We start from the raw sequence: 26,607 nt of genomic DNA on the forward strand, positions 1-26,607 counted from the left end.
CCAGCGTGGATTGAGCGGGACGAAGAGGAGTCGAAACGAGCTACTCGTATCTATCCTTCGGGTCGGCGGCGGCCAAGTCAACCAAGAAGTCGGCAACCTTGGCCGCGACGGCGTCGAAGTAGCGGGCGCCCTTGTCGGCGGTTGCGGCCGCGGGGTCGCCGACGCCGGTGTCGGCGGTGACCTCGGTCCACTGCCGCGGTGCCCAGGCCCATTTCTCGCGGAAGGCGGTGAGGCGCCACTGGCGGGCGGCGCCGTCCCCGGCCTCGGCAAGCGGCCGCACCAACTCCGATTCGAGGTGCAGCATGAGGCTGGTCTCGAGCTCGTCGGCGTGGTCGCCCGGCTGGTCGAAGTACCCGTCGCGGGGCACAACCGCGAAGCCGTTCACCACGCACAGGAAGACCTCGGTCCTGGCCTGCAGCTCCCGGATCATCTGGTTGAAGTGGTTGCCGCCGTGGAAGTTCAGCACCACCAGGTTCGCTATGCCCTGCCCCGCCAGGCTGTCGACCACATCGCGGAGAACCAGCGCCTGGGTCGACGGGTTCATGTTGATGGTCAGCGGCAGGTCGAGCTGCTGCGTGTTAACGCCGAACGGCACGCCGGGCAGCACGGCGACCCTGGCGCCCCGCTCCCACGCGCGGCGGGCCGACTCGGTGGCGAGGGCGCCGGCCTCGTAGTTGTCGGTCGCGTAGGGGAGATGGTAGTTATGGGGCTCGGTCGCGCCCCACGGCAGCACGGCCACCCGGAAGCCCGCCTCGCGGACCATCGGCAGCGTGCACTCGGCCAGGACGTAGGGGCGGGCGGGCATGGCTGGCTAACGCTTCTTCTTCTGCTTGCGGAGCTTCTTGAGCATCTTCTCACGCTCCTTCTTGGCGGTCGCCTTGTCCTTGGCCGACAGCCGCTTGCCGGTGCCCTGCTTCTTCCGCGTCAGGGCGCCGGCCGGGTTCTGCATCATGTCGCCCTTGATCTGGTTGAACATCTTCATGCGGTCCTTCATGCCCTTGCCCGCCATGGCCTTCATCATCTGGCTCATGGGCTCGAACATCTTGACCAGCTCGTTCACCTGATGGGGCTCGACGCCCGAGCCGGCCGCGATGCGGCGGCGGCGGCTCTGGTCGATGAGCTTCGGGTCGCGTTTCTCGGCCGGCGTCATCGAGTCGATGATGCCGAACAGCTGCTTCATGTCGTTCTCGGGGTCGACGTCGCCGAGGCTGTCGAGCATGCCCCCCATGCCGGGGATCATGCCCATCACCTTGCGCAGCGGGCCGAGCCGTGTGATCTGCTTGAGCTGCTTCTTGAAGTCGTCGAGGGTGAACTCGCCCTTGGCGAGCCGCTCCTCCTGGGCCTTCATCTCGTCTTCGTCGAACTCGGCCTGCGCCTTCTCGACCAGCGAGAGGATGTCGCCCTGGCCGAGGATCCGACCCGCCATCCGGTCGGGGTGGAACTCTTCGAGCGCGTCGAGGTGCTCGCCGGTGCCGATGAACTTGATCGGCACGCCGGTCACCTGCTTGACCGAGAGCGCCGCGCCGCCGCGGGCGTCGCCGTCGAGCTTGGTCATGATGACGCCGTCGATCTCGAGCGCCTGGTTGAACGCCTGGGCGCTGTTCACCGCGTCCTGGCCGGTCATGCCGTCGCAGACCAGGTAGATCTGCTCAGGGTTGCACTGCTTATCGATCCGCTCGAGCTGGCCCATCAGCTCGTCGTCGATGTGCAGCCGGCCCGCCGTGTCGAGGATGACGGTGTCGGCGCCGAGCTTCTTGGCCTGCTTCACCGCGTTGTTGCAGACCTTGACCGGGTCCTGCTCGCCGCGCTCGGAGTACACCGGGATGTCGAGCTGCTCGCCCAGCACGTGCAGCTGGTCGATCGCCGCGGGACGCTGCAGGTCGGCCGCCACCAGCAGCGGCTTGCGCCCCCGCTGCTTGAGCATCCGACCGAGCTTGCCGCAGCTGGTCGTCTTGCCGGAGCCCTGCAGGCCGCACATCATCAGCACGGTCACCTCGCCCGGCCCCTTGAGGTGCAGCGAGTGGTCGACCGGGCCCATCAGGTTGATGAGCTCCTGGTGCACGGTGCCGACGATCTGCTGGCTCGGGTTGAGCGACTTGAGCACCTTCTCGCCGACCGCGACCTCGGTCACGTTCTTCATGAACGTGCGGACCACCTCGTAGCTGACGTCGGCTTCCAGCAGCGAGCGCTCGACCAGCTTCAGGCCGTCCCGCATGTTCGATTCGGAAAGCTTCCCTTTGCCGCTGAGAGATTTCAGGGCAGATGAGAGGCCGTCTTGCAGGTTTTCGAACATAAGTCGTTAAACGCAGGGAGCTTAGGTGAGACGAGGGGCGTGCCGCGAAACCTCCAATGTAGCCGATTCCCGCGGGAGTCGACAGGAGAAGGCCCTCAGCGAAGCCGCTGCAAGCACAGGGAGGACAATAGTCGGCGGCCTACGGCCGCCGGAGAAACTGCTGGAGCACTTAGCCCCGCGGATTCCAGGGGGCAGGCGGCTCGGGAGGAGGCGAGAACAGATCTCTCGGCTCGCACGACCCCCATCGAGTCGTCCGAAGGCTGTCGGCCTGATCCGAAAGCCGAGCAGCGAACTCCAGCACCGAGTCGACAAGATCGACCGCCACTCCCGCGGTTACGGCAATCTCTCCACGCCGTCGCTGAGTCGCTATTTCCGGTGACCGACGCTCCTCCGTCGTCATTGCGTCGATCACGGCCATGGCCCGCTCGGCGTCGTCCGCGACCGAAGCACCGCCGAACGGCGACGCCATGCCGGATATCCCATCGATTGTCGCCGCAAATGGCTCGTCGGTTGCGAAGCGTAGGAGCACGCGTCGCAACTGCTCGAGACCATTCGGCGGTTCGGGGGTGTCAGCCATTCGGCGCGGAGGTAAACGAGGTACTGGGAGTACCGACTAGTGATTCTCCGACGGATGTAATCCGTCGGCTATTTGGCTTGCGCTGACGACAAGGCCGCCGCGACCTCGCCCGGCTTGAACACGCCCCGTTCGGTGACGATGCCGGTGATCAGCTCGGCCGGCGTGACGTCGAAGGCGGGGTTGTAGGTCTTGGCGCCGACGGGGGCGGTTTGTTTGCCGAAGCCGCAGGTGATCTCCTCGTCGGCGCGCTGCTCGATCGGGATCTGGTCGCCCGAGGTGAGCGTCAGGTCGAACGTCGTCGACGGCGCGGCGACATAGAACGGCACCTTGTGGTAGCGGGCGGCGATAGCGGCCGCGTAGGTGCCGATCTTGTTGGCGGCGTCGCCGTTGGCGGCGATCCGGTCGGCGCCGACGATCACGGCCCCTACCCTGCCCTCCCGCATCACCTGGGCGTTCATCGAGTCGGTGATCAGCGTGGCGTCGACGCCGCGCTCCATCAGCTCCCACATCGTGAGCCGGGCGCCCTGCAGCAGGGGGCGGGTCTCGTCGGCGTAGACCTTGGGCTCGTGGCCGCGGCGGTGCAGCTCGAGGATCACGGCCAGCGCGGTGCCGTCGCCGCCAGTGGCGAGCGCGCCGGTGTTGCAGTGCGTCAGGACGCCGGCGCCGGTGGGCAGGTCCGCCAACGCGTCGGCGCCGTGGCGGCCGATCGCGGCGCAGAGGTCGTGATCCTCGGCGTGGATCGCCTTGGCTTCTTCGAGCAGGGACGCGACAAGTCGCGACGCTTCATGCTTCTCAATCGCGTGCCGGATTCGGTCGAGGGCCCAGAACAGGTTGACCGCGGTCGGGCGGCTGGTCGCCAAGTAGTCGCACGCCGCCAGCGCCGACTCTTTGGAACCAGCATCCAGGCAAACCCCGTATGCCGCCGACACACCAATCGCCGGCGCGCCGCGGACGCTCAGCCGCTTGATCGCCTGCCACACGTCCTCGACGGTGCGGCAGTCGAGGTACGTGGTTTCCGTAGGGAGTTTGGTCTGGTCGAGCAGCCGCAGGAAGCCGCCGGCGTCGCCGATCCATTCGATAGTGTTGGCCATCGGGGCAATATAACGGGTCGGCGGGCGGATCGCTGGGCCCTACTGGTCAAACCGGGTCGAGTACTCGAGGTCGAAGGTATCGGCGACCGGGCGGTTGGTGACCTCGCCGTTAAAGATGTTGACGGCGCTGGCCAGCTCGGGGCTCTTCACCGCGGCGGTCTCGACGCCGTGCTCGGCGATCTTGATCGCCCACGGCAGCGTGACGTTGCAGAGGGCGAACGTGCTGGTACGGCCGACCGCGCCCGGCATGTTCGCGACGCAGTAGTGCAGCACGTCATTGACCATGTAGGTCGGCTCGCTGTGGGTGGTCGGTTTGCTGGTGGCGATGCAGCCGCCCTGGTCGATCGCGACGTCGCAGATCACCGCGCCGGGCTGCATAATCTTGAGGTCCTCCTCCTCGACCAGCATCGGCGCCTTGGCGCCGGGGATCAGCACCGCGCCAACCACCAGGTCGGCCCGCTCGAGCTGCTTGCGGATGGTGTGGCGATCACTGAACAAGACGTCGACGTTCGGCGGCATGATGTCGTCGAGGTACCGTAGCCGGTCCATGTTGATGTCCAGCAGCGAGACGTTCGCCCCAAAACCGGCGGCGATCTTGGCGGCGTTCGCCCCGACCACGCCGCCGCCGAGGATCGTGATCCACGCCGGCGCAACGCCCGGCACGCCGCCGAGCAGGATGCCGCGGCCCATCTGCGGCTTCTCGAGGTACTTGGCGCCTTCTTGGACGCTCATCCGGCCGGCGACCTCGCTCATCGGGGTCAGCAGCGGCAGCCGGCCCTCGCGGTCGCGGAGCGTCTCGTAGGCGACGCAGGTCGACTTGGAATGGACCATCGCCTCGGTCAGCTCGCGGCTGGCGGCGAAGTGGAAGTAGGTGAAGACGATCTGCCCCGGGCGGATCAGCGGCCACTCGTCCGGCTGGGGCTCCTTGACCTTCACGATCATGTCCGCGCGGGCGAAGATCTCCTCGCGGTTCTCCACCATCTCGGCCCCGGCGGCGAGGTAGGCCTCGTCCGGCAGGCCGGACCCGAGGCCGCCGCCCGACTCGATCAGCACCTGATGGCCGCGTCGGGTCAGCTCCTCGGCTCCGACCGGCAGCATGGCGATGCGGTACTCGTCTTTCTTGATCTCGCGGGGGACGCCAATGATCATGGCGGCTAACTCCAGGCAGGGGGCGGGTTTGGCGGGGGATCCTGCGATTCTAAGACCACCCCGACAGGCGGGTAAGGCGGCCCGGCGCGGTCTGCGCATCATTTACTCAATAGCGCAGGCCGGGCCATCCCGGAGAACCGAATCACGCGGCTATCCGGCGGTCGCAAATACCGGCGGCCAGCGGGGGCTTAGGCCTTGTGCGGGCCGCTCGTGACCAGTAAACTGCCGAATTCTCGTGTACACGAGGTCCGCAGGAGGGGATTCACCCCTGGCGGGCTTGAGACCGACGAACCCGTGCTGACGAAGACGGACATACCGATGCAAAAGACGTTCATGGCCAACGCCGGACTCCTGGAATCGGGCGAGATCGAGCGGAAGTGGCTGCTCGTCGACGCCGAGGACCAGATTGTGGGCCGTCTGGCGAGCGATATCGCCGTGATCCTGATGGGCAAGCACCGCCCCACGTACACCCCGCACTGCGACACCGGCGACTTTGTCGTCGTGGTGAACGCCGAGAAGATCAAGTTCACCGGCAACAAGTGGGACCAGAAGAAGTACACCTGGTACACGGGCTACACCCGCCAGCGGTCGATCACCGCGGGCGACAGGTTGGACCGCAAGCCGGAGATGATCCTCACCGAGGCGGTGCGTCGCATGCTGCCGAAGAACAAGCTCGCCTCGAAGATGCTGGCGAAGCTGAAGGTCTACGCCGGCCCCGATCACCCGCACCAAGCCCAGGCCCCCGAGAAGGTGGTCCTTGGCGGCAAGGGCGCGAGCCGCTGCGGCAAGTCCGACAGCTAACACACCGCGACAGCCTGACGGCTGACCACTCCACCACACACCACCAACTAGCTACCAGCACATGAGCACCGCCACCGAGAAGGACGCCCTGGGAACCGGCCGCCGCAAGACCAGCGTGGCCCGCGTCCGCATCCGCCCCGGCTCTGGGAAGATCACCATCAACAAGCGCGAGATGGAAGAGTACTTCCCGGTCCAGCAGGACCGCAACGCGGTGCTTGCTCCGCTGACCCAGTGCGAGCTGAAGGACTCGGTCGACGTGATCATCCTCTGCCACGGCGGCGGCAACACCGGCCAGGCCGGGGCCTGCATGCAGGGCATCGCCCGGGCGCTGCTCAAGTACGACTCCGACCTCAACGAGAAGCTGCGTGAGGGCGCGTACCTGACCCGCGACAGCCGCATGAAGGAACGCAAGAAGCCCGGTCTGCACGGCGCCCGCCGCGGCACCCAGTTCTCCAAGCGTTAACGCCTGGAGCAGCTGCAGGACCGCCCTGTGGACGGCGCCCGCCAGGACGCCCGCCCAGAGCAACCGCCGAGCAGCGCAAAGAGCCCCCCCAACACAAAAAGGCCCGGTCATACGACCGGGCCTTTTCGTTTGGGAACTGCACAACCCGACAGACGGGACCCCGTCGGGAGGTCAGCCGGCCGAGTCCTTCGGCCGTCCCTGTTCTATGTAATCCGCCCCGAGTTGAGTTCAGGAAGCGGGCTGAACGTCAAGCTCGTGAGGCTTAGACCAACTCTTTGCGGGCCCCGATCAGGGTCCGCAGACGCTCCGCCAAGAGGGCCGCGTCGAACGGCTTCTTGAAGGTCTCGTTGATGGTCGAGCGGTCGAAGCTCATCGACGAACCGTCGTCCGGCAGCAGGGCGATCAAGATCGTCTCGCTGAAGTCGGTGTTGCGACGCAGGTTCTGGCAGATCTGCAGCGCCTCGACATGACCGATCGAGAAGTCGACGATGATGCAGTCCGGGTGGAAGCTCTCGGACTGGATCCCGGCCTCGAAACCGCTGGCGGCGGTGGAGGTGCGGAACGACCTTTCGGCGGGCAGCTCACGCTTGAGGTTCTCGATCAGGACCTGGTCCTGAGCGACGATGAGCACCTTGGCCATCGCCTCGTCCTCAAGGTCGCCCAGCGGCATGCCGTGCTCCTTGAGGAACTTAATCAAATACTCGCGGGGGATGCGGCGGTCCTGTGAACCGGGGATCCGGTAGCCCTTAAGGCGACCCGAATCAAACCATTTACTGACCGTGCGGGGGGCCACTTTACAGATCTTTGCGACCTGACCAGTAGTGAAGACCTTCATCGGGCTCTCCAATTCTCGTCTTGCTGTTTGTTCGCTCGGCTCTGAACGCTTTGTGGGCGTCAAAGTCCAGAGCCGTCTATCGCCCCTCACGTGCGCACCCGCTTATTCGCGAGCAATCCCTGCTCCGGCGGCTAGCGCCAGCCGGTCGCACGTGTCTGGGTCGGGGCTGTTACACAATGTTGAAGCCGCTTCAGGTGGGGACAGGTCCTTCTGATCCACAACCTCTCTCTATCACGATTCGGCAGGCGCCAGCACGGAGGATTGGGAAAAACCGTCGCGGAAGGAAGACTCGACGCAGTCAGCGCCGGGCAATCCCTCCAAGACGCCCAACCCCACCCTGCTGTGGGTCGCGCCGTGGCGGCGCAGCTCCAGCCGAGTCGGGAAACAAATGAAGGAACCTTACAGACACTCCACTGTGGCGCGGGGTGCGCACTAGCAGCGGTAGCGTTACCGGTGGGACGGTTTGGCAGGCTCCCCCCTGCGAGCGGCTCTTTCGGGACGCCCCGCGTCTTCGACGCAAGGTGTCTGTCCGGAGCCACCCGTCCGATACCTAGTTTCGTTATTCCGGGGGGGCCCACTTGAGAAAGTTTCTCGAGTGGGGGGGAGTCGACCGGTTGTTCCGATCGCCACGGTTGCGCGTGACGCGAGCGTGAGTCTTTCAGCAGTAATTCTACGGATTGAGCGGGCCCAGCCGGCGCCCACGCCGCGACGCGGGCCCGCCTGCCAGGGGCGGCTACGGAAGGTCGCCGCGCGGGGCCGCGACCGGCCCGGGGTCGCGCGAGCCCTCGGCCGCGACGTCCGGGATATTCGTGAAGGCAATCCGCAGCGGCGCCGCGTTGCGGATCTCGTGCATGCCCGCGAAGTACAGCGCGGTCGGCCCGAGCTCGGCGTTCACGGCGTCCATCACCCGCGAGGCCCGCACCGCCTGCTGGTGGTCGGCGAACAGCGGCATCGAAACCCCCTGCTCAGCGGTCAGGCCGTGCAGCGTGATCGAGGCCTTCAGCGGCTGCATGTCCCGCGGGCGGGAGGCCCACACGGTCTCGAACGCCCTGAGCAGTGTCGGCGTGTCCTGCACGCGGCCCAGCTTGACCCCGCCGCGCCAGTCAGGGCCGTCGCCGGTCTGGCTGACCCCAACGTCGATCCGCCCGGCCGTGTACCCAAGCCGACGCAGCCGCGCCGCCGCCTTGTGCAGCAGCCGGATCATCACCGCCCGCGCGCCGTCGTCGGTCCGCAGCTCCGGCGGCAGCACGTGCGAGTGCCCGACACTGCCCCGGCTCGTGGGCCGGTCGGCGACATCCTCGCCCCGCAGCCACTGGGCCCACTGATCGCCTACCTTGCTGCGCCAGATGAGCCGCATGGTTTCCGGCGGCGTCGCGCAGAGCTGCCGCACCGTCTGCACCCCGTACCGCTCGAGCCGCCGCCGCATCTGGCGGCCGATGCCCGGCAGGTCGCCCAGGTCCAGCGGGTGCAGGATGTGCGGCAGGTCGTCCAGGCCGAGGTGCGTCAGGCCGTCCGGCTTGCGCATCCCGGCCGCCACCTTGGCCAGAAAACGGTTCGGCGCCAAGCCGACCGAGCACCGCAGGCAGGGGCCCACCCGCGTGGCCACGGCCTCCTTCACCCGGTGGGCCACCTCGAGCGCCGCCTCCCGCTCACGGTGATGCAGCGAGAGCCGGCAGGCAAACTCGTCGATCGACCACGCGCGTTCGATCGGCAGCACGGTTTCAATGGCCGCGACAATCTGGTGGTGCAGCTGCACGTACTGCTCGTGCCGGCCCTCGACCAGCCGCAGGGCAGGGCAGAGCTGCTTGGCCAGCCCGACGTTGGTGCCGGTGCGGATGCCGTACTGCCGCGCCTCGTAGCTGACGGCAATGCAGCAGGTGCGGTCGGTCATCGTCGGGACCACGGCCACCGGCCTGCCGCGCAGCTCCGGCTGCAGGTGCTGCTCCGCCGAAGCGAAGAACGCGTTCATGTCGAGGTAGAGCCAGCGCGTGGTTGCCATCCAGGCTCCTTTAGATGACGTCCGGTTCGTTAAGTCCGAAAAAACGATTGGAGGGGACAAAACCCCAGGCGCATCTCCGCCCTGTTTCCGCTAAGTGCTTTGCTGCCAACTCATTGCCGCAACGTCCTGCGAATACGGGGCGGGGTTTTGTCCCGGGCGTTTTCCGGCGGGGCCTCCACCCGCCCGCCAGCGCCACCGCGGCCCGCGCGCACCGGTAGCGCAGGCCGGGGGTGGGTGTGAACGAATGAACACTACCCGATTAGATCGTGCCGACGGGCCGTTTGCCACCACAATCTTGGAGCAAAAGCAAGAAATCAGCGGGCCAGGGCCTGCCCTCCATAGCCGACGGATTACATCCGTCGGAAGAACCCGGTGTTGAGCAAGCCCAAACGGCAGACCCTTAGACAGTGGCCTCCGATGGATGCAATCCATCGGCTACTGAGACGCAACGCGGGCGCCGGGGGCGCTCCCGCAGGGAAGCCCCCGACGACGTACCGCCCGCGGCTGGCGGACCGTCGGGGGCTTCCGCTACCGCGGAGCGCCCCCGGCACCCCCCCCTGTGTAGCCAGCCGTGCTAAATGACTACGCAAGTCAGCGGATCGGCATGCCCTACAAGGCACGAACCTTCTGCATGCTCGCTCGGCGTTGAGCGCGTAGCCCCGACAGTCGCACGCGAACCGCTCGCCCGCTAACGAGCATCCATCGTGCGATAGTCGGTGTCGCTTGCGATTACAGGCGATCGACGCCCAAGCGAACTCCGGTCCGGCAACGCCTCTTGGGCTACGCCCGCCGACAATCGTTCGAACGAGCACGCACGCTGCCAAGCCGCCCTGCGAACGACTGTCGCCGCTACCCGTGTGGGCGTATGAGTTTTACGTCGACGAACCCCGTAGAACGCTGGGAGGGCCTCGAATCTAGATTCACCTCGTAGCCCCCGGCTCCGCCGGATGATCTTCCGAGTCTAGCTCGACAGCGACGCGGACCGCGCTGCCGAGGCAAACCGATCCCCCCGCAGAGCGGGGGGCTACGAGCCGAACAGCCGGCGGCGTGGGAAGCGGAGCCGCGTGTGGCAGCGACTTTCGCCCGCGATAGATTCGGCCTGCTGGGCGAAATCAATCGGGCGATAGTCGGGGTCGCTTGCGACAAGAGGCGAGCGAGTCGCAGCGGACCTCGGCGTCGCAACGGTGTGCAGGAGTATCAGGCCGGTGCGTCAAAGAACTGGCTCAAAGTCGCCGAGGTTGGGCACACCGCAGTTAGTTGACGGGCTGTCGACGATCCGCCTAACGCCTGCCGTCAGCGGGTACGGCCGATTGATTTTCCATTTCAAAACGCCTGATGCCGTACTCCGCTGCACGGCATTGTTACCCGCTCTTTGTTTGTGACAGGGATATTGAGCGTGTCTGTTCGTTCACTTCGGACACAGTAACCGGAACCACGGCACCGAGGTTTATTTCCGAATGCTCACCACACAGCATAGCATACGAACCGGGGATGAGCCGCACCAGCAATGCCGGTTTGTCGCCGCAACGGTCGGACGATTCGACGTGGCGAATAGCGGTTGCATCAAAGCGTGAGCCAATGGTGATTTGATTGGATGCCCAGGGGTCGTCGAACATTTCGCAATGCGTCAACGCAATCTTGCCGGATTGATTATCGACGAATCGAACGGCAGCTTCAATTTTGTCACCGGGGTCGGCGAACTGTTCGCACGAATTAAAGCAGGGAATCCACGAAATGTATGGAATCAGGAGCAGTCCAGGCTTCGCTTCCTCGGTGACGCAGTGGATGCCGTAAACCGTGACCTCTGTTGCAATGGCCGTGATGATGTCACCGGGTTTCACGATCGCGAGCCAATCCTGTCGGGTAACCGTCTCCCCGCTCAGTTGCGAGCCGCCCGCGGGGGAGACCGACGGCTCGATGGGATCATTCAGTCGCGGGCGTCGCTCGTCAATTGCAGCGGTTGGTTAGCCCGCACCCGCCTCTGAGCGATAGTAAGCGGCGCGATCAGTGAGCTCCATCTTATCAGCGGCATCGGCTAGAGCTAGCCAAAAAGCATCGTTGACCTGATGCTCTTCGGCGTAGTGTTCCAGCATGTCGCAAGCCAGTTCGAGCTCATTATGATCGAGGTAAGTCCGGTACTCAACAACTGAATTGTGGTTCGCCGCGGACGAGGGGAGTAGTTGTTCCGCTCGTCTCAAATCACCCTCGATTTGAGCCCATAGCTTTCGGAGCGATGGAGTTGCCATGTCGGGCTAACGTAAAAGGCTCAGTTGCCGGCCGCCCGCGGAGAGCAGGCTCCAAACCGACCCCACCATTCTACTCGCGGGCGTCGCCGGTCAACTGCAGCCGGTGGTTAGGCCTGCCTATTCGATGATTTTGCCGCACCAGAGGAACTCTGCGAACATACGCCAATTCGGCTCTGCATCGGGTTTGTGAAGCGGCTTGTCAGTGAAGTAGTCTAAACACGCCCAAAGATAGGACGCGATGTCTGCGTTCTTCCAGTTGTGAGCGCCGTCCAAGACGTATGTATCCGGGTTCTCCTTTTCGATACGCGCGGCGTCTTCACGTTCTTCGGCCAGTGCGTTGACGAACGCAATGAAGGAATCGCGGTCGTTCACTTGATCGATTAGGTCTTCGGGCTTCACTTGTTGGCCTAACAATAAATGGACAGAAGCGATTCTGCCTAACCCATTAAGCAGTCGGCTCCATTGTCGGCGTAACACCAGCCGCCTGCAAGGTTTGCGAACTCGACTGGGAGAGAATCGGCGGGGTATACAGAATTGAACGCGTTGGCAGCAAAAGGAGCCTTCGATATGCGCTGAGCAGCTTCCTCCAGCTACCGTCGAAGGGGCTTTCCTGCCGCGTTTTCACACCCAACTGACTCGCTGAGGTTGTCATAACCGCGATCAGATTTGTGACCCCCGGCCCTGCACAGGCTTCATCGTCCTGCGAGAGACTCGACCTCCGCAGATCTACGCCACCTAAGCCGCCTTGCGCTCCCCGCCCATCGCCTGCTGCGGGCGGATGTTGCCCTCTTCGTCGACCTCCTCGAAGCGGACGGCGACCTGCTTCGACACGCCCGACTCCTGCATCGTGATGCCGTACATCGTGCTGGCGTCGGTCATCGTCTTCTTGGAGTGCGTGATGACAATGAACTGCGTCGACGAGAGGAATTCCGAGAGCACCCCGGTGAAGCGGCCGATGTTGGCCTCGTCGAGCGCGGCGTCGACCTCGTCGAGCACGCAGAACGGGCTCGGCTTGGTGCGGAACAGCGAGAGCAGCAGCGCCACACAGGTCATCGTCTTCTCGCCGCCCGACAGCAGCGAGATGCTGCTCAGCTCCTTGCCGGGCGGTTGGGCCGCGATCTCGACGCCGGCGTCCAGCGGGTCGGCGCCCTCGCCGTCGACCAGCACGATGTCGGCCTCGCCGCCGCCGAACAATTGGCGGAACAGCTCGCGGAACTCACCCCGCACGGCCTCGACCGTAGCCAGGAACATTTTGCGGGTCTCGACGTTGATCCGCTGCGTGAGCCGCTCGAGCGAGTTCTTCGCCTCGGAGAGGTCCGTGTACTGGGCCGACAGCTCGTTGAAGCGGGCCTCGAGGTCGTCGAGCTCCTCGATCGACTCGAGGTTGATCGCGCCGACCTCGCGTACGTCGTCGCGGAGCGCGGCGATCTCGCGCTCCACCGCGTCGCGGTCCGCGAGCTCTTCGAGGTCGGCCTCGTCCAGCTCGACCGCCGAGAGGTCGATGCCGTAGTCGTCACGCATGCGGCCGGCCAGCGTGTTCTGCTCGTGGCGGACCTCGGCCAGCTCGATCTCGTGCCGTTGACGCTCGGCCTGGAACTGGTCGAGCTGCTCGCGCCGCTGCCGCACGGCGTTGTCGATCAGCCGCCGCCGGTGGTTCACGTCCGCCGACTCGGCGTGCACGCGGTTGCGGGTGACGGTTAGCGTCTCGGCCCGCAGCGTCAGCAGGTTGAGCGACGACATTGCGTCGAGCACACGCAGCTCGCGCTCGGCCAGCCGCGCCCGGCACTCGCGGACGTCGTCGGTCGCCTCGGTGCGGGCGCGGCCGCGGTCGATCTGGCTGCCGGAGGTCTGCTGGTGCTGCGACTGCAGGATCTCGACCCGCTGTTCGGCCCGCGCAAGTTCCACGCGGCGTTCGACCAGCTGCTGCTCGAGCGTCGCGCGAGCCTTGCCCGCCTCGGCCTCACTCGCCTTGAGCGACGCCTCACGCCCGGTGAGTTCCGTTGTCGCCGCGGAGATCTGGTCGGCTTTTTGCCGCAGGTCGGCGAGTCGGCTCTTGGTTGCTTCCTGGGTTTGGCCGAGGGCCGCGGCGGCCGCCTGCCGTTTGTGCTGCTTCTCGGCCAGCGACTCGACGCGTTCGGAGAAGCGGCGGGCCGCGTGGCGGGCCTCGGCGTTGGCGTCGGCCGCCTGGTTGCGGAGCTCGAGGGCGGTCCGCTCGGCGGCCTGGCTCTCGACGATCGCCTGCTCGAGTTCCTCCGACGCGAGGTGGGCCGCGGCCACCGCGGCCTCAACCTCGGAGAGCTCCGCGCGGAGCTCCTCGCCCCGTGTCTTGCGGGTCAGCAGGCCCCGGCCGCCGCTGCCGAGTTCGTCGCGGGGGCCGACGCACATCGCGCCGTCGGCGGTGATCGACTCGCCCGAGTAGGTGACGAAGCTCAGGCCGCGGCCCGGCCCGGCCGCGAGCCGCTCGGCGGTGGCCAGGTTGTCGACAAACCACACCCGGCCGAGCAGCCGACGGACCAGCGGCGCGTGGGCCGGTTCGCACTCGACAAACTGGTCGGCGCGACCCATCACGCCGGGCTCGCCGGAGAGGTCGATGCGGTCGACGACGCTGGCGGTCGGCAGCGAGTCGAGCCGCTCGAGCGAGGTCCGGCGGTTCAGCGCGCCGGCGCCGCTGGCGAGCTCGGCGAGGAGTTCGGCGCCGGAGTCGACCACCAGGTGGTGGGCCCGCTCGCCGAGGGCGGCCTCGACCATCGGAGCGGAGTCGTAGTCGACGTGCAGCAGGTCGGCGACAATCCCGGCGACGCTCCACCGCGGCGCGGCGTCGCCCGCCTGGGGGGCGACGCTCGAGCGGAGCGTCTGGAGGTCGGTCTCGAGCTGCTCGATGGTTTGGATCTGGTGCCGCAGGCTCACGGCGTGGGCCTCGCCGGCGGCCGCGGCGCGCTGCTGTTCGACGAGGCGGCGCCGCAGGTCGTCGGTGGCCGCCTGCTGCTCGGCGTGGGCGGCGTCGTGGGCCGCCTGGTCGGTCTGGGTGTCGGCGGCCTGCTGGTCGGCCTGCTGCTTTTCGGAAGTGGTCGTAGTGAGCTGCTCGGAGAGTCGCTGCAGCTCGGTCGTGGCCTGCTCGAGTTCGCGCTCCGTGGCGTCGAGCTCGTCCTGGCTCTTCTGGAGGTCGGCGGCGACTTCGCCTGCCTCCGACTGCTTGGCCTGAAGCTCCTGCTGCACCGCCGTCAGCGAGGCCCGCCGTTCGTCCCAATGGGCGCCAGCCTCGGCCGCGTTCGATTCGAGCTGCGTCAGGTCCGCGGAGAGCTTGGCGAGCGACTGACGCGCCGCGGCGAGCTGCTGGGTGAGGTCGACTGAGGCGGGTTCGCTGCTCTGGGCCGACTCGGCGAGGATGCCGGTCAGGCGGTTGCGTTTGTGCGTCAGCTCCCCGAGCAGCTCGGCGACGCGGCTCGACTCGGCCGAGATCGTCGCGCGGGCGGCGCCCATCCGCTCGCGCGCGTCGGCGAGCTGGCGGTCGGCGTCGGACGCGGCCTGGGTGGCTTGTTGGCCTTGGGCCTCGAGCCGCTGCAGCTCGGCGCCTGCCTCCTCGAGGGTCTCGGCGCCCTGCTCGGACTCCTCGCGGAGGCTCGTGATCTCACGCTGCAGTCGTTCCTCGCGGCTGGCCAGCGAGCGCCAGTCGGTCATGCCGAGCATGGTCCGCAGGTGCTTGAGCCGCTCGGCCGAGTCGCGGTACTTCTGGGCCCGGCCGGCCTGCTTCTTGACGCGGCGGAGCCGGCCCTCGACCTCGTCCACGATGTCGGACAGGCGGAGCAGGTTCTGCTCGACCCGGGCGAGCCGCTTGGCGGCCTCCTGCTTCTTGAGTCGGAAGCGGCTGACGCCGGCGGCCTCCTCGAAGATCCCGCGGCGTTCCCTGGGCGACGCCCTCAGCATCGCGTCGACGCGGCCCTGCTCGATGATGCTGTAGGCCTCGGCCCCAACGCCGGTGCCGGCCAGCAGGCCGCGGATGTCCTTCAGTCGGCTCGGTGAGCCGTTGATCAGGTACTCGCCCTCGCCGCTGCGGTAGACCCGGCGGGTCACCCGGACGGTGGGCGACTGCAGGTCGAACAGGTTTTCGGAGTTGTCGAACTCGAGCGTCACCTCGGCCGCGTTCATCGGCTTGCGGTGCGCGGCGCCGTTGAAGATGACGTCGGTCATCTCCTTGCCGCGGAGCGACTTGGCGCTCTGCGTGCCGGTGACCCACTTGATGGCGTCCACCACGTTCGACTTGCCCGAGCCGTTCGGCCCTACCACGCAGGTCACGCCGGCGTGGAAGTCGAGCCGCGTCTTGTCCGCAAAGCTCTTGAAGCCGTAGAGTTCGAGGGCTTTGAGCATGCGAGTGGTTGATCGTTGGGCGCTGGGCGTGGTGCGGGCCGGCGGCGCCGTGCCGGTCGTGGCAGGCGGGGCGCCCGGGGCCGGCCGCGGCAGCTACTTCTTCCCGAACAGGTCCGGCATCGGGGTGGCGACTTTGTACGGCGCGGCGCCTGCTTCTTCGGGCGACAGCTGCTCGTCGCCGGGGTGGAGCTCGCGGCCGGTCTCCGGCAACGCGTCGACGCGGAACCGGCTGGCGAGCGCGCCGTCGCGCTTGGCCTGCCGCAGCGCCTGCACCACGTCGGGGTAGGCCCCGCCGAGCTCGACGATTGTCCGCACCAGGGCGTCGACGGTCGGCTCGATCACCCGCTTCTGTTCCGGCTCGCCGGCAGCGATCCGCGACACGATGATCTCGTCGCCGTACATGCCGTTGATCAGGATGTTCTTGCCGGCGTCGAGCACGAGCGGCGTCTGCAGCCGCTGGTTGGCGCCGAACAGCACCACCTCGGGGCGGTAGCTGCGGGTGACGTGCACCATCGGCGGGCCGCCGACGTCCAGCACGTGGTAGCTGAACTTTTCGCTCAGCCGCTCGCCACGCACGAGCGGGTCGTTGGAGTTCATCGACCACAACGCCCGGAAGGCGCCGTAGCGGGTCTCGGCGCTGTTGACGCCCAGCAGCGAGCGGAGGGCGTCGTACGCGACGATGTCTTCCATGGCGCTGAGCGCGGCGAGCGAATTGACGCGGAGCGCCGGCTCGTTGCGGGCGGCGTCGGCCAGCGGCTCGACCGCGGTGGTCTTGTCGAGGTAGGCGAGGGCCTCGGCGGAGTAGAAACGCACTTCGACGTCGTCGGACTTGAGTCCTTGTTCGAGCAGCTCCACCGCCTTGTCGCCGCCGATGGCCTCGAGCCGCAGGGCGGCCTTGCCGGCGGTCATCGGGTCGAGCAGCTGGGCGCCGAGCCGCGTCGTCCGCTCCTGCAGCTCGGTGGGCGACTCGCTGATCGTGCAGTTGCGGACCACCTTGATGAAGCGGCCGACGTTTTCTTTGTAGCGGGGGTGCAGCACCAGCTCGACGTACTCGTCGGTCTTGGCGGTGGCGACCCCCTTGCGCTGGCCGTCGCGGTAGGCGTAGAAGCGGTCGTTGATGGTCTTGGCGATCGCCGTGCTGAGCCGCACCGACTGGTGGCTGCGGTCGATCATCAGACCCATCGGGCGGGACTTGAGCGCGACGCCGCCGCCGAGGATGCGGCCGCGGGTCATCACGTTCTCGTCCGCGTTGTCGGTCGCGACGCCGTCCACCAGGATTGGGCCCTCGCAGGTGGCCAGCTCGTGCCCGGTGCGGATCGAGTCGCCCAAGACGGCCATCTCGGACATGCGGGCGGGCAGCACCCAGCCGCCGGACAGGCTGGTCGCCTCGGTGCGGGTGGGGGTGCGGACCTCGATGTCAAAGCGGTCGCCCTCTTGGATGCCGGGCGGGATCAGGCCCCGCAGCAGCACGAGCGCCGTGTCGGAAGACGACATCACCTCGTTCGGGCTGGGGATCTGCCGCCGCTTCATCTCGTCCATCAGCGCGGCGCGTTGGGCGGTGACCGGTGGGTCGCCGCCGGTGCCGGCCAGGCCGGTGCAGAGCGAGATCGCCTCGATCTTTACGAAGCTGACCCCCGACGGGAACGTGAAGGCCGAGACGTAGTTGGCCTCCTCTTCGTCGACCAGCTCCTCGAGCGAGGTGTGCTGCTCCTTCGGACGCATCCAGCTGCCGGCGCAGCCCGTGAGGCCGACACCTAGCAGGGTGAAGAGTAGGATCGATCGGGTCTCCGCTGCGCGGCGCATCATGCTCGGCGCTCCGGCTCGTTTTTATGACGGTTGGGTCCGCGCTGCTTCCTGCTTCGCGGGCGGGCCAGGGGGCGCACGGACTCCGCGCACGCCTCGGCAAGCGGGCGGAAGGTAGCGAGTTACCCCAACCGGAGCAAGACGCGTCTGCTAGGACGCGGGCCAGGCGGGTGAAGGCACTGCTGTCACGGCGGGTCGTGCCCGCCCGGGTTCCAGGGGTGACAGCGGGCGACGCGTCGCAGCCCCCGGTAGCTGCCGCGGAGTGCGCCGTACTTCTCGACCGCCTGAATGAAGTAGCTGCTGCAGGTCGGGGTGAAGCGGCAGTTGGCGCCGATCCAGGGGCTCACCAGCAGCTGGTAGACGCGCGCCAACGCGACTAACGCCATCGAGGGCAGGGGGCCGAAAGCGGCCGTCAGGAAGAGCCACAGCGGCCTCATGACGGGTTGGGCCGCGCCTTGCGAGCGACCTTGGCCGCTAGCCGCCGGAGCGATGCCTGCAGTGCTTGCGTGGTCGGCGTCTGGCCGGCCCGCGGCAGGCAGACGTAGTTGAGCGGCGGCAGCTCGTGCTGCGACTGCCGGAACGCCTCGCGGAGGGTCCGCTTCCAGCGGTTGCGGGCGACGGCGTTCCCCACCTTGCGTGACACCACCAGCCCCAAGCGGGGCCGCCCGTCGGCGTTGGCGAGCCCGTAGAGCACCAGCGTCTGGTCCGCGACGCTCTGCCGCGCGGCGAACACGGCGTCGAAGTCCGAGCTCTTCAGCAGCCGGGACTCCTTGGGGAAGGTCAACCGGTGTGGCGGTGGTTCGGGCATGGTGGCTAGCTCTCGGTGTCGGACGAGCTGCGGCGGTCGTGCAGGGTCTCGGAAGCGTTGTACGGGTCGGCGACCGGCGCGTCCGGATCGTCGGGCGCGTCGCCGGCGGCGAATCGGTGGTCGGGCCAGGCACGCGGGGGACGCCGTTCCCGGACGACGCGGCGGACCCAGCGGCCGCCGATCATCGTCAGCGCGATCAGTCCCAGGCCGGTCAGCACCAGGGCCAGCAGGCTTATCACCACGACCAGCCGCGACTGCGGGTCGAGCTGCTCGAGCGGAGTCGCCTTTTCCTTCGCCTGCGCAAGCGTCCAGGCCAGGTTGTTCACCATCGCCTCCCCGGGGGCTTACCAGCGCAGGCTGCTGCGGACGTTCTGTGGGTGACGCTCGGCGATCTCGGCAATCTGTCGCTTCTCGTCGTCGGTCAGGCCCTCGGGCAGCACGACCTGCAGCTCGACGTACAGGTCGCCGGCCGGCTTATCGGCGGGGCGGACCCCCTGCCCCTTGAGCCGCAGCTTCTTGCCGCTCGAAGCGCCGGCAGGCACACTCACGGTGACCGCTCCGTGGGGGGTGGGGACGTCGATTTTGGCTCCCTCGACCGCCTCGGCGAGGGTGATCGGCGCGACCACGTCGAGTCGGCTCCCGTGACGGGTGAACTCGGGGTGCGGCGCCACGTGGATAGTCAGCAGGATGTCGCCGTCCGTGCCGCCGCCGGGGCCCGGCTCGCCCTGGCCGCGGAGGCGGATCTTCTTGCCGTCCTCGATGCCGGCCGGGATCTTGACGCTGATCGACTCGGTCTTGCCGTTAGCGCGGCGGACGCTCAGCGAGGCCTCGCCCCCCTTCACGGCCGAGGAGAACGGCACGGTGAGCTCGTGCTCGAGGTCGGCTCCCTTGCGGGGCCCGGTCCGTCCGCCGCGGGGGCCGCCCGCCGCTCCGGCGCCGCCGAAGTGCTTGAACAGGTCGGAGAAACCGCCCCCGCCGGCGCCGCCGAAGATGTCGTTGAGGTCGACCTCGACGTTGCCGGGCCCCCCCGGCCCGCCCCCCGACCAGGTTCGTGGGCCTCCGCCCGACCAGCCTTGGGGCCCGCCGCCCATCGAGGCGAAATTCGGCCCGAACCGGTCGTACTGCTCGCGTTTCTTTGGGTCGCTCAGCACGTCGAACGCCTGCTGGACTTCCTGGAATTTCTCCTTGGCCGAGGCGTCCTTGGGGTTGAGGTCCGGGTGGTACTTGCGCGCGAGGTCCCGGTAGGCCTTGCTGAGTTCGTCGGCGCTAGCAGAACGCTTAACGCCGAGGGTTTCGTAGTAATCTTTGGCCATTCGCCTCTAAATCCTGCATCTCAGGCCGCGACCACCCGGTCCGGCAGCCCACTATTCTAGCCATCCCCGGCGGCCGGGGCGATCCTCTCCCGGGCCCGCCGCCATTGGTTTTCCGGTCGGTCTGGGTTACGCTAAGCGATTGCGCGCTGCCCCCCGATCGCCCGGTAATGCCAGTCCTGATGGCGCCCCGCACCGCATGACGTCGCTCGCCAATCCCGAAACCCGTCGCGCCGCGCTCGCCGAGCCCGTGATCCGGATCCTCGGCGCCCGCACCCACAACCTGCGCGACGTCAGCGTCGACATCCCCCGCAACCAGCTGGTGGTGATCACCGGCGTCAGCGGCAGCGGCAAGTCGTCGCTGGCGTTCGACACGCTGCTGGCCGAGGGGCAGCGGCAGTACATCGACTCGCTGAGCGTCTACAGCCGGCAGTTCTTCGACCAGATGCAGCGCCCCGAGGTCGACCTGATCGAGGGGCTGCAGCCGGCGGTCGCCATCGACCAGGGGGGCGCCAACCACGGCCCACGCAGCACGGTCGGCACCGTGACCGAGGTCTACGACTACCTCCGGCTGCTGTACGCGAGAGCCGCCGACTTGGTTTGCGCCGACTGCGGCGCCGCGATTTCGCAGCAGGAGCCCGAAGAGATCCAGCAGGTCATCGAGGCCATGCCGGAGCAGTCGCGGGTGATGATCCTCTCGCCGCTGGTCCGCGGCCGCAAGGGGAAGCACGCCGACGTGCTCGACCGCGTCCGCAAGGCGGGCTTTGTGCGGGTCCGGGTCGACGGCGTCACCTACCCGATCGAGGACGCCCCCGAGCTGGCCGCCGGCAAGTCCCACGACATCCAGGCGGTGATCGACAGGGTCGTGATCCGCGAGGGCATCACCGCCCGGCTCGAAGAGTCGGTCCGGCTGGCGATCAAGAACGGCGACGGCGTCGTGCTGCTGGTGTACCAGACGCCCGAGAGCAAGCAGCAGGACCCCGACAAGTGGCTGGAGCGGGTCTTCAACACCCGCTTCGCCTGTCCCGACTGCAAGAGCGGCGTGCTGGAGGTCGAGCCCCGCACGTTCAGCTTCAACAGCCCGTACGGCGCGTGCCCCGCCTGCCACGGCATGGGCGTCGACGAGGGGTTCGACCCAGAGCTGGTGCTGCCCGACCTGACGCTGTCGCTCGACGCGGGCGCGGTCGCGCCGTGGCGGGGGGCGACCGCCGCCGCGGCCAAGAAGCACGCCGCGGCGCTCGAGCCGCTGCTCGCCGCCCGCGGCGTCGGCGCCGACAAGCCGCTCGAGAAGTGGCCCGACGGCGCCATGCAGACCCTCTGGACCGGCGACGGCGACCAGTTCCCTGGGCTGCTGATGATGCTGGAGGAGGAGTTCGCCACCACCAAGCGGGCCGCCACCCGCGACAAGCTGGCGACCTTCCGCGGCGCGGTGACCTGCGCCGACTGCGGCGGCGCCCGGCTGCGGCCCGAGGCCCTGGCCGCCCGGGTCGGCGGCAGGGGCATCCACGAGGTGGTCGCGATGCCGATCCGCGACTCGCTCGCGTTCTTCGAGCAGCTCACCTTTGACGACGAAACGGCCCAGGTCGCCGCCCCGCTGGTCCGCGAGATCTCCCGCCGCCTGGCGTTCCTCGACAAGGCCGGCGCGGGGTACCTGACGCTCGCCCGATCGGCCGGCACGCTGTCGGGCGGCGAGCTGCAGCGCGTCCGACTGGCGTCGGGGCTCGGCAGCGGTCTGGTCGGGGTGATGTACCTGCTCGACGAGCCGTCGGTCGGCCTGCACCCCCGCGACAACGACCGCCTGCTCGCCACGCTCCGCGAGCTGCAGCGGCTGGGCAACACCGTGATCGTTGTCGAGCACGACCGCGCGCTGATGCGCGCCGCCGACTGGATCATCGACGTTGGCCCCGGGGCCGGCGACCGCGGCGGCACGATCGTCGCCGAGGGGACGCCCGACCAGCTCGCCGCCGCCGGCGGCTCGATCACCGGCCGCTACCTGGCCGGCGAGTCGATGGCCGAGCAGCCGACCAGTCGCCGCAAGACCGCCAAGACCCGCTCGCTGCACCTCGAGGGCGCGACGCTCAACAACCTCCGCGACGTCAGCGTCGACATCCCGCTGGGGTCGCTGGTATGTGTGACCGGCGTCAGCGGCAGCGGCAAGAGCTCGCTGATTGTCGACACCCTCGCGCCGGCGCTCGCCAAGAAGCTGCACGGCGCGGTCCGCAAGCCGGGGCCGTACGCCTCGCTGCGTGGCGCGGCCCTGCTGGACCGCGTGGTGGAGGTCGACCAGTCGCCCATCGGCCGCACCCCGCGCAGCAACGCCGCCACCTACACCGGGCTGTTCGACGAGGTGCGGCGTGTCTTCACCAAGACCAAGCTCGCCCGGCAACGCGGCTACAAGGTCGGCCGCTTCAGCTTCAATGTGAAGGGGGGCCGCTGCGAGGCCTGCCAGGGTCAGGGGCAGAAGAAGATTGAGATGAACTTCCTGCCCGACATGTACGTCACCTGCGACGAGTGCAACGGGGCCCGCTTCAACCGCCAGACGCTCGCCGTGAAGTACAAGGACCGGTCGATCGCCGAGGTCCTCGCGATGCCGGTCGACGAGGCGCGGGAGTTCTTCAGCGAGCACCCGGCCATCTCACGCATCGTCGGCGCGCTGCACGACGTCGGGCTCGGCTACCTGCCGCTGGGGCAGCCCTCCACCACGCTCTCCGGCGGCGAGGCCCAACGCATCAAGCTGGCCGACGCCCTGGCCACCGCCAGCGCCGAGGGCGCGCCCCACACCCACACCCTCTACCTGCTTGACGAACCGACCACCGGCCTGCACGCGTACGACGTCGGCCGCCTGCTGGGCGTGCTGCAGAAGCTGGTCGACGCCGGCAACTCGGTGCTCGTCATCGAGCACGACCTAGACGTCATGCGGGCCGCCGATTGGATCATCGACCTCGGCCCCGAGGGGGGCGAGGAAGGGGGCCAAGTGGTCGCCACCGGCACGCCGGAAGACATTGCGGCCTGCGTGGAGAGCTTCACCGGCCAGTGGCTGGCGAAGGGCTAGGTCTCGAGCCGGGCGTTCGTCAGCATCAGCTGGGGGGCGTTAGCCCCCGGTCAATTGGTGATTCAAACCGGGGGCTAACGCCCCGCGGCTGATGGCGGAATCGCTGGGCTTGCCTTGCGTGTTACAGCCCCGCCGCTACACCCTCGGCCGCTTCGCGAACATCGCTGTTCGAGTCCGACTCGGCGGCCTTCTCGACCGCGGCCTTCAGCGGCAAGGCCGCCGGGCCGAGGCTGGCGATGGCGTCGATCGTCTCGATTCGGGCCTGCGGCTCGGAATTGCCGAGCCCTTCCTTCAGCACGCTCGCCAGCGTTGCGAGCTGCTCGCCGGACGGCTCCAGGCGGGCCAGGGTCCACGCGGCAGCGAGCTTCTCGAAGTCGTCCGAAGAGGACTTCATGAACGCGGCGACCTGGTCACGGGCGTCGGCTCCGCCGCCGGTCTGGCGGAGGGCGAAGAGCGCGCTCTGCCGGACCGCAGGGTCATCACTGGCAAGGCCGGCTGCGATCTGGGCCGCGGCCGACTCGGCCCCGGGGCCTATAGCGCCGAGGGCGAACTGGACGCGGGTCCGCTGCTCGTTCGAGGCGCCCTCCAGCTTGGCGGCCAGGGCTTCGGCGGCCGGCTCGGCGTCGGGGCCCATGCGGCCGAGGACCTCGATGGCGATGTCGGTGAACTGGGGTTTGTCGAGCGCGGCGATCGCCCGGTCGAGCGCTTTCGGGCCAAGGCTCGCCAGGGCGGCGGCGATGTTCGACTGCTGCGCGGCGTCGGCGCTCTCCAGGGCGCTCAGCAGGGCCGGCGCGACCACCTCCACCGGGGCGTCGAGCTTGCTCAGGCCGGTGGCGGCCGCCTCGCGGACCTCGGGGCGGTCGCTGGCGAGGGCCTTGGTCAGCAGGCCGACGGCCTGCTTCTCGGCGGCCGGATCATCCGGGTGCAGCTTCGCGATCGACCAGGTCGCGACGAGCTGCTGGAACTCGCCCCCCTGGCTAGCGAGCCTGCGGAGCAGGTCGGTCGCCGACGAGTCGCCCAGGTTGCCCAGGGCGTAGCAGGCGGCGATGCGGACCGCGTCCGACTTGGTTTCGGCGGCCACCTTCTGGACGGCCGGCGCGGCTTGGTGGGCCGACTCGCCGAGCGCGGCCAGGGCCAACAGCGCCTGCTGCAGGGTCGCGTCGTCCTGCGAGCGGAGCAGCACCTTGGTCAGGCCGTTGCACGCGCCGGCGCAGTCCGGGCCGATCTGCTCAATCGCCAGCGCGGCCCAGTAGGCCGATTTTTCGTTCTCGAGGGCCCGCTCGAGCAGCGGCGTCGCGGCGCCGCCGGCCTCGATCAACGCGTCCAGGGCGTGCGACATCACCGCCTGGTCGTCGGACTCCAGCACCTTCTCGAGCGCCGCGGCGAGCTTTTCCGGACCGGGCTTCAGCCGCTTGAGGGTCTGCAACGCCGTGCGGGCGACCCGCTCGTCGGACGAGGCGACCTTCTCCATAATCGCTTCGACCACGCCGGGCGAGACGTCGCCGATCCGCGTCAGCGCGATCATGGCGTGCACCTGCACCACAGGATCGTCATCGCCGAGCAGCCCCGCAAGCTGGTCGACGGCCGGCTTGTAGCCGAGGTTGCCGAGCGCCCGGGCGGCCCGCCAACGCTGCTGGGAGTCCTCGCTATCGAGGTACCCGACCAGCTTCTCGCCGGCCGCGTCCTGCTGGCTGAAGCCGAGGTCGTCAATGGTTTCGTAGGTTGAATTCGCTGCCCGCAACGGAACGCAAACCAGGCAGGCACAGGCGGCGATAGCAATCAACAGGGGACGCATCATGGGAGACCCTTCCGGGTGGATTGATCGAGTCGGGGCGGCCGTCGGACCGGGCGCGGTTATGAGAAGTCGGCGTCTAGCTCACGGTCGAGCTTCAGCAGGAACCGGAGTGAAGGGCTGATGATGTCGTCGGCGAACTCACCACGTTGCGCTGTCACCGCTGTGCGGAATTGCTTGATAAGGCTCTTGGCCTCAAGGTAGTCATCGCTCGAGAGCACGCCGTCGGCTCCCTTCTTGGCGAACGTGTCGTCCAACGGCTTGCGGAACTCGTCGAACGTCTCCTGCTTGAGCAGCGCCGGCCAGCTCACCTGCCCGGTTGTGGGGTCGAGCTCGTTGGCGGAGATACTCTTGAGCATGTTGCGGTCGCGGACCTTGGCCCGCTCCTGAGCATCCTTGTACCGCTGCTCGGCTGTGTTCTCCTCGTAGATCTTCTTCCGCTCCCAGTAGGCGTTGGTCGCCTTGGTGCGGTTGTCGATATTGGCGCTGCGGGCATCCTCGATGTTCATGGCGGCCTGGGAGTCGGCCAGGTTCTTCTCGCCCTGGGCGCGGACCGCATCGGCCATGCCTCGTGCGTAGCTCTCGCCCGCAGTCGAGGCGTGGTAGCCGCCCCCGTAGCCGTTGTAGTAGGGCTGGCCGCCGCCGTAGTAGTACTGCGCCGAGGCCACCGCCGGGGCGGTGACCAACGCGACGACAAAGAGGTATCTCGAGAAGTTTTGCATGGGCAGCACCCGAACAGCTTTGAGACCAGGCGTCATGGTGAATTTCTGCGAGTATAGCGCCCGCGGTTGGCGGACGCCAGCATTAACCGGTCGGATAACGCGTGCGAGGCGATTATACCCGCTCGAAAACGGTCGCGACGCCCTGGCCGGCGCCGATGCACATCGTGGCCAGGCCGAGCGACGCGTCGCGGTCGACCATCGCGTGCAGCAGGGTCGTGGCGATCCGGGCCCCACTGGCGCCCAGCGGGTGGCCAATCGCGATCGACCCGCCGTTGACGTTCACCCGCTCGGGTTTCAGGTCGAGCGCCCGCACGCAGGCGAGCGCCTGGGCGGCGAACGCCTCGTTGAGCTCCACGAGCTCGATGTCGGACAGCTTGAGCCCGGCCCGCTTGAGCGCCTTACGCGTCGCGGGGACAGGGCCGGTCCCCATCACGCACGGCTCGACCCCGGCGACCGCGGTCGAGAGCACCCGCGCCATCGGCCGCAGGCCGAGGTCGCGGGCCCGCTGCTCGGACATGATCAGCAGGGCGGCGGCTCCGTCGTTCAGCGGGCTGCTGTTGCCGGCGGTGACTGTGCCGATCTTGGGCATGAAGGCCGGCTTGAGCGCGCCGAGCGCCTCGAGGCTGGTGTCGGCCCGCACGCACTGATCGCGTTCGATCAGGGTGCGGGCGCCGGCCTCGTCGCGGCCCCACACGGGGACGATCTCGGCCGTGAAGCGGCCGGCGTCGTACGCGGCGACCGCGTTCTGGTGGCTCGCCAGGGCAAAGGCGTCCTGGTCCGCGCGGCTGATGCCGTTCGTCTGGGCGAGGAACTCGGCCGTGACGCCCATCATCAACGCGGCCTTGCTGGTCCGGTGGAACAGCGCCGGGTTGATGTCGATGCCGGCGTCCATCGGGAAGTGTTGCATGTGCTCCAGCCCGCCGACGATCTGCACGTCCTCGGCGCCGGCGGCGATGGCGTGCGCCGCCTGGTTGAGCGCCTGCAGGCTGCTGCCGCACAACCGATTGACCGACGCGCCGGCCGTAGTGAACGGCAGGCCGGCCATGATCGCCACCAGCCGGCCGACGTTCAGGCCCTGCTCGCCCTGCTGCTGCGTGCAGCCGAGGATGACGTCCTCGATCGCCGCCGGGTCGACCCCGGTCCGCGCGACCAGCGTCTTGATGACCTGGACCGCGAGGTCGTCGCTGCGCACGTCGCGGAAGGCCCCACGCTCGGGGTGAGCGCGGCCAATCGCGGTGCGGCAGGCGTCGATGATGACAGCGGACATGAAGGAGGCGGTCGGTGGCTAGTGGTTAGTTCTG

At 68.0% G+C, this 26,607-nt stretch carries 22 protein-coding genes; 3 read left to right on the forward strand and 19 right to left on the reverse strand.

The window, feature by feature from the left end; genetic code table 11:
• Positions 1-40: 40 nt before the first annotated feature.
• From Pla123a_RS04280 to ald, 5 genes are all read right to left on the reverse strand, one after another.
• Complete coding sequence (locus tag Pla123a_RS04280) at positions 41-805, reverse strand: creatininase family protein (protein ID WP_146584318.1); 765 nt, start codon at positions 803-805, stop codon at positions 41-43.
• 6 nt (positions 806-811) lie between these two features.
• Positions 812-2,293 carry a signal recognition particle protein gene (ffh, locus tag Pla123a_RS04285; RefSeq protein ID WP_146584319.1) on the reverse strand — a complete coding sequence of 494 codons (1,482 nt, stop codon included), beginning with the start codon at positions 2,291-2,293 and terminating at the stop codon, positions 812-814.
• Between the two features lie 169 nt (positions 2,294-2,462).
• On the reverse strand, positions 2,463-2,870 hold the full coding sequence (locus tag Pla123a_RS04290; RefSeq protein ID WP_146584320.1) for a hypothetical protein: 408 nt from the start codon (positions 2,868-2,870) through the stop codon (positions 2,463-2,465).
• A 68-nt stretch (positions 2,871-2,938) separates the two neighbouring features.
• Positions 2,939-3,961 (reverse strand): S-methyl-5-thioribose-1-phosphate isomerase, encoded by a 1,023-nt coding sequence (gene mtnA, locus Pla123a_RS04295; RefSeq protein ID WP_146584321.1) that lies wholly within the window; start codon positions 3,959-3,961, stop codon positions 2,939-2,941.
• 39 nt (positions 3,962-4,000) lie between these two features.
• Complete coding sequence (gene ald / locus Pla123a_RS04300; RefSeq protein WP_146584322.1) at positions 4,001-5,110, reverse strand: alanine dehydrogenase; 1,110 nt, start codon at positions 5,108-5,110, stop codon at positions 4,001-4,003.
• A 318-nt stretch (positions 5,111-5,428) separates the two neighbouring features.
• On the opposite strand from ald, the gene rplM reads away from it, so the two are divergent.
• A complete protein-coding gene (gene rplM / locus Pla123a_RS04305; RefSeq protein ID WP_146584323.1) occupies positions 5,429-5,911 on the forward strand; it encodes a 50S ribosomal protein L13 in 483 nt (160 codons plus the stop codon).
• A 61-nt stretch (positions 5,912-5,972) separates the two neighbouring features.
• Positions 5,973-6,374 carry a 30S ribosomal protein S9 gene (gene rpsI, locus Pla123a_RS04310; protein ID WP_146584324.1) on the forward strand — a complete coding sequence of 134 codons (402 nt, stop codon included), beginning with the start codon at positions 5,973-5,975 and terminating at the stop codon, positions 6,372-6,374.
• Positions 6,375-6,636: 262 nt separating this feature from the next.
• Here the strand turns inward: rpsI and Pla123a_RS04315 are convergent, their stop codons facing one another.
• The 11 genes from Pla123a_RS04315 to Pla123a_RS04365 all read right to left on the reverse strand — a co-directional run bounded on the left by Pla123a_RS04315 (position 6,637) and on the right by Pla123a_RS04365 (position 19,743).
• Positions 6,637-7,209: a helix-turn-helix domain-containing protein gene (locus Pla123a_RS04315; protein WP_146584325.1), complete on the reverse strand. Its 573-nt coding sequence runs from the start codon at positions 7,207-7,209 to the stop codon at positions 6,637-6,639.
• Between the two features lie 733 nt (positions 7,210-7,942).
• Positions 7,943-9,208, reverse strand: coding sequence for a Y-family DNA polymerase (locus tag Pla123a_RS04320; RefSeq protein WP_146584326.1), 1,266 nt, complete (start codon positions 9,206-9,208; stop codon positions 7,943-7,945).
• A gap of 1,361 nt (positions 9,209-10,569) precedes the next feature.
• Positions 10,570-11,049, reverse strand: a complete 480-nt coding sequence (locus tag Pla123a_RS04325) for a hypothetical protein (protein WP_146584327.1) — start codon at positions 11,047-11,049, stop codon at positions 10,570-10,572.
• Positions 11,050-11,172: 123 nt separating this feature from the next.
• Positions 11,173-11,454: a hypothetical protein gene (locus Pla123a_RS04330; RefSeq protein WP_146584328.1), complete on the reverse strand. Its 282-nt coding sequence runs from the start codon at positions 11,452-11,454 to the stop codon at positions 11,173-11,175.
• Positions 11,455-11,571: 117 nt separating this feature from the next.
• Positions 11,572-11,853 (reverse strand): hypothetical protein, encoded by a 282-nt coding sequence (locus Pla123a_RS04335; RefSeq protein ID WP_146584329.1) that lies wholly within the window; start codon positions 11,851-11,853, stop codon positions 11,572-11,574.
• A gap of 336 nt (positions 11,854-12,189) precedes the next feature.
• A complete protein-coding gene (gene smc / locus Pla123a_RS04340; RefSeq protein ID WP_146584330.1) occupies positions 12,190-15,819 on the reverse strand; it encodes a chromosome segregation protein SMC in 3,630 nt (1,209 codons plus the stop codon).
• A 93-nt stretch (positions 15,820-15,912) separates the two neighbouring features.
• On the reverse strand, positions 15,913-17,625 hold the full coding sequence (locus tag Pla123a_RS04345) for a HEAT repeat domain-containing protein (RefSeq protein ID WP_146584331.1): 1,713 nt from the start codon (positions 17,623-17,625) through the stop codon (positions 15,913-15,915).
• 182 nt (positions 17,626-17,807) lie between these two features.
• Positions 17,808-18,059 (reverse strand): membrane protein insertion efficiency factor YidD, encoded by a 252-nt coding sequence (gene yidD, locus Pla123a_RS04350; RefSeq protein WP_231956320.1) that lies wholly within the window; start codon positions 18,057-18,059, stop codon positions 17,808-17,810.
• On the reverse strand, positions 18,056-18,430 hold the full coding sequence (gene rnpA, locus Pla123a_RS04355; RefSeq protein ID WP_146584332.1) for a ribonuclease P protein component: 375 nt from the start codon (positions 18,428-18,430) through the stop codon (positions 18,056-18,058). Before rnpA ends, yidD begins: the two co-directional genes overlap by 4 nt.
• 5 nt (positions 18,431-18,435) lie before the next feature.
• The gene (locus tag Pla123a_RS04360) at positions 18,436-18,759 is read right to left on the reverse strand and encodes a hypothetical protein (RefSeq protein ID WP_146584333.1); all 324 of its coding nucleotides are present in this window, start codon (positions 18,757-18,759) and stop codon (positions 18,436-18,438) included.
• 15 nt (positions 18,760-18,774) lie between these two features.
• Positions 18,775-19,743 carry a DnaJ C-terminal domain-containing protein gene (locus Pla123a_RS04365; protein WP_146584334.1) on the reverse strand — a complete coding sequence of 323 codons (969 nt, stop codon included), beginning with the start codon at positions 19,741-19,743 and terminating at the stop codon, positions 18,775-18,777.
• A 196-nt stretch (positions 19,744-19,939) separates the two neighbouring features.
• Between Pla123a_RS04365 and uvrA the strand changes: the two genes are divergently transcribed.
• Positions 19,940-22,792 (forward strand): excinuclease ABC subunit UvrA, encoded by a 2,853-nt coding sequence (uvrA, locus tag Pla123a_RS04370; protein ID WP_146584335.1) that lies wholly within the window; start codon positions 19,940-19,942, stop codon positions 22,790-22,792.
• A gap of 121 nt (positions 22,793-22,913) precedes the next feature.
• Here the strand turns inward: uvrA and Pla123a_RS04375 are convergent, their stop codons facing one another.
• From Pla123a_RS04375 to fadA, 3 genes are all read right to left on the reverse strand, one after another.
• Positions 22,914-24,590, reverse strand: a complete 1,677-nt coding sequence (locus Pla123a_RS04375) for a HEAT repeat domain-containing protein (RefSeq protein WP_146584336.1) — start codon at positions 24,588-24,590, stop codon at positions 22,914-22,916.
• Between the two features lie 56 nt (positions 24,591-24,646).
• Positions 24,647-25,306: a hypothetical protein gene (locus Pla123a_RS04380; RefSeq protein ID WP_146584337.1), complete on the reverse strand. Its 660-nt coding sequence runs from the start codon at positions 25,304-25,306 to the stop codon at positions 24,647-24,649.
• A 112-nt stretch (positions 25,307-25,418) separates the two neighbouring features.
• Positions 25,419-26,573 (reverse strand): acetyl-CoA C-acyltransferase FadA, encoded by a 1,155-nt coding sequence (fadA, locus tag Pla123a_RS04385; protein WP_146584338.1) that lies wholly within the window; start codon positions 26,571-26,573, stop codon positions 25,419-25,421.
• Positions 26,574-26,607 lie beyond the last annotated feature (34 nt).

It is taken from the genome of Posidoniimonas polymericola (assembly GCF_007859935.1).
Taxonomy (GTDB): Bacteria; Planctomycetota; Planctomycetia; order Pirellulales; family Lacipirellulaceae; genus Posidoniimonas; species Posidoniimonas polymericola.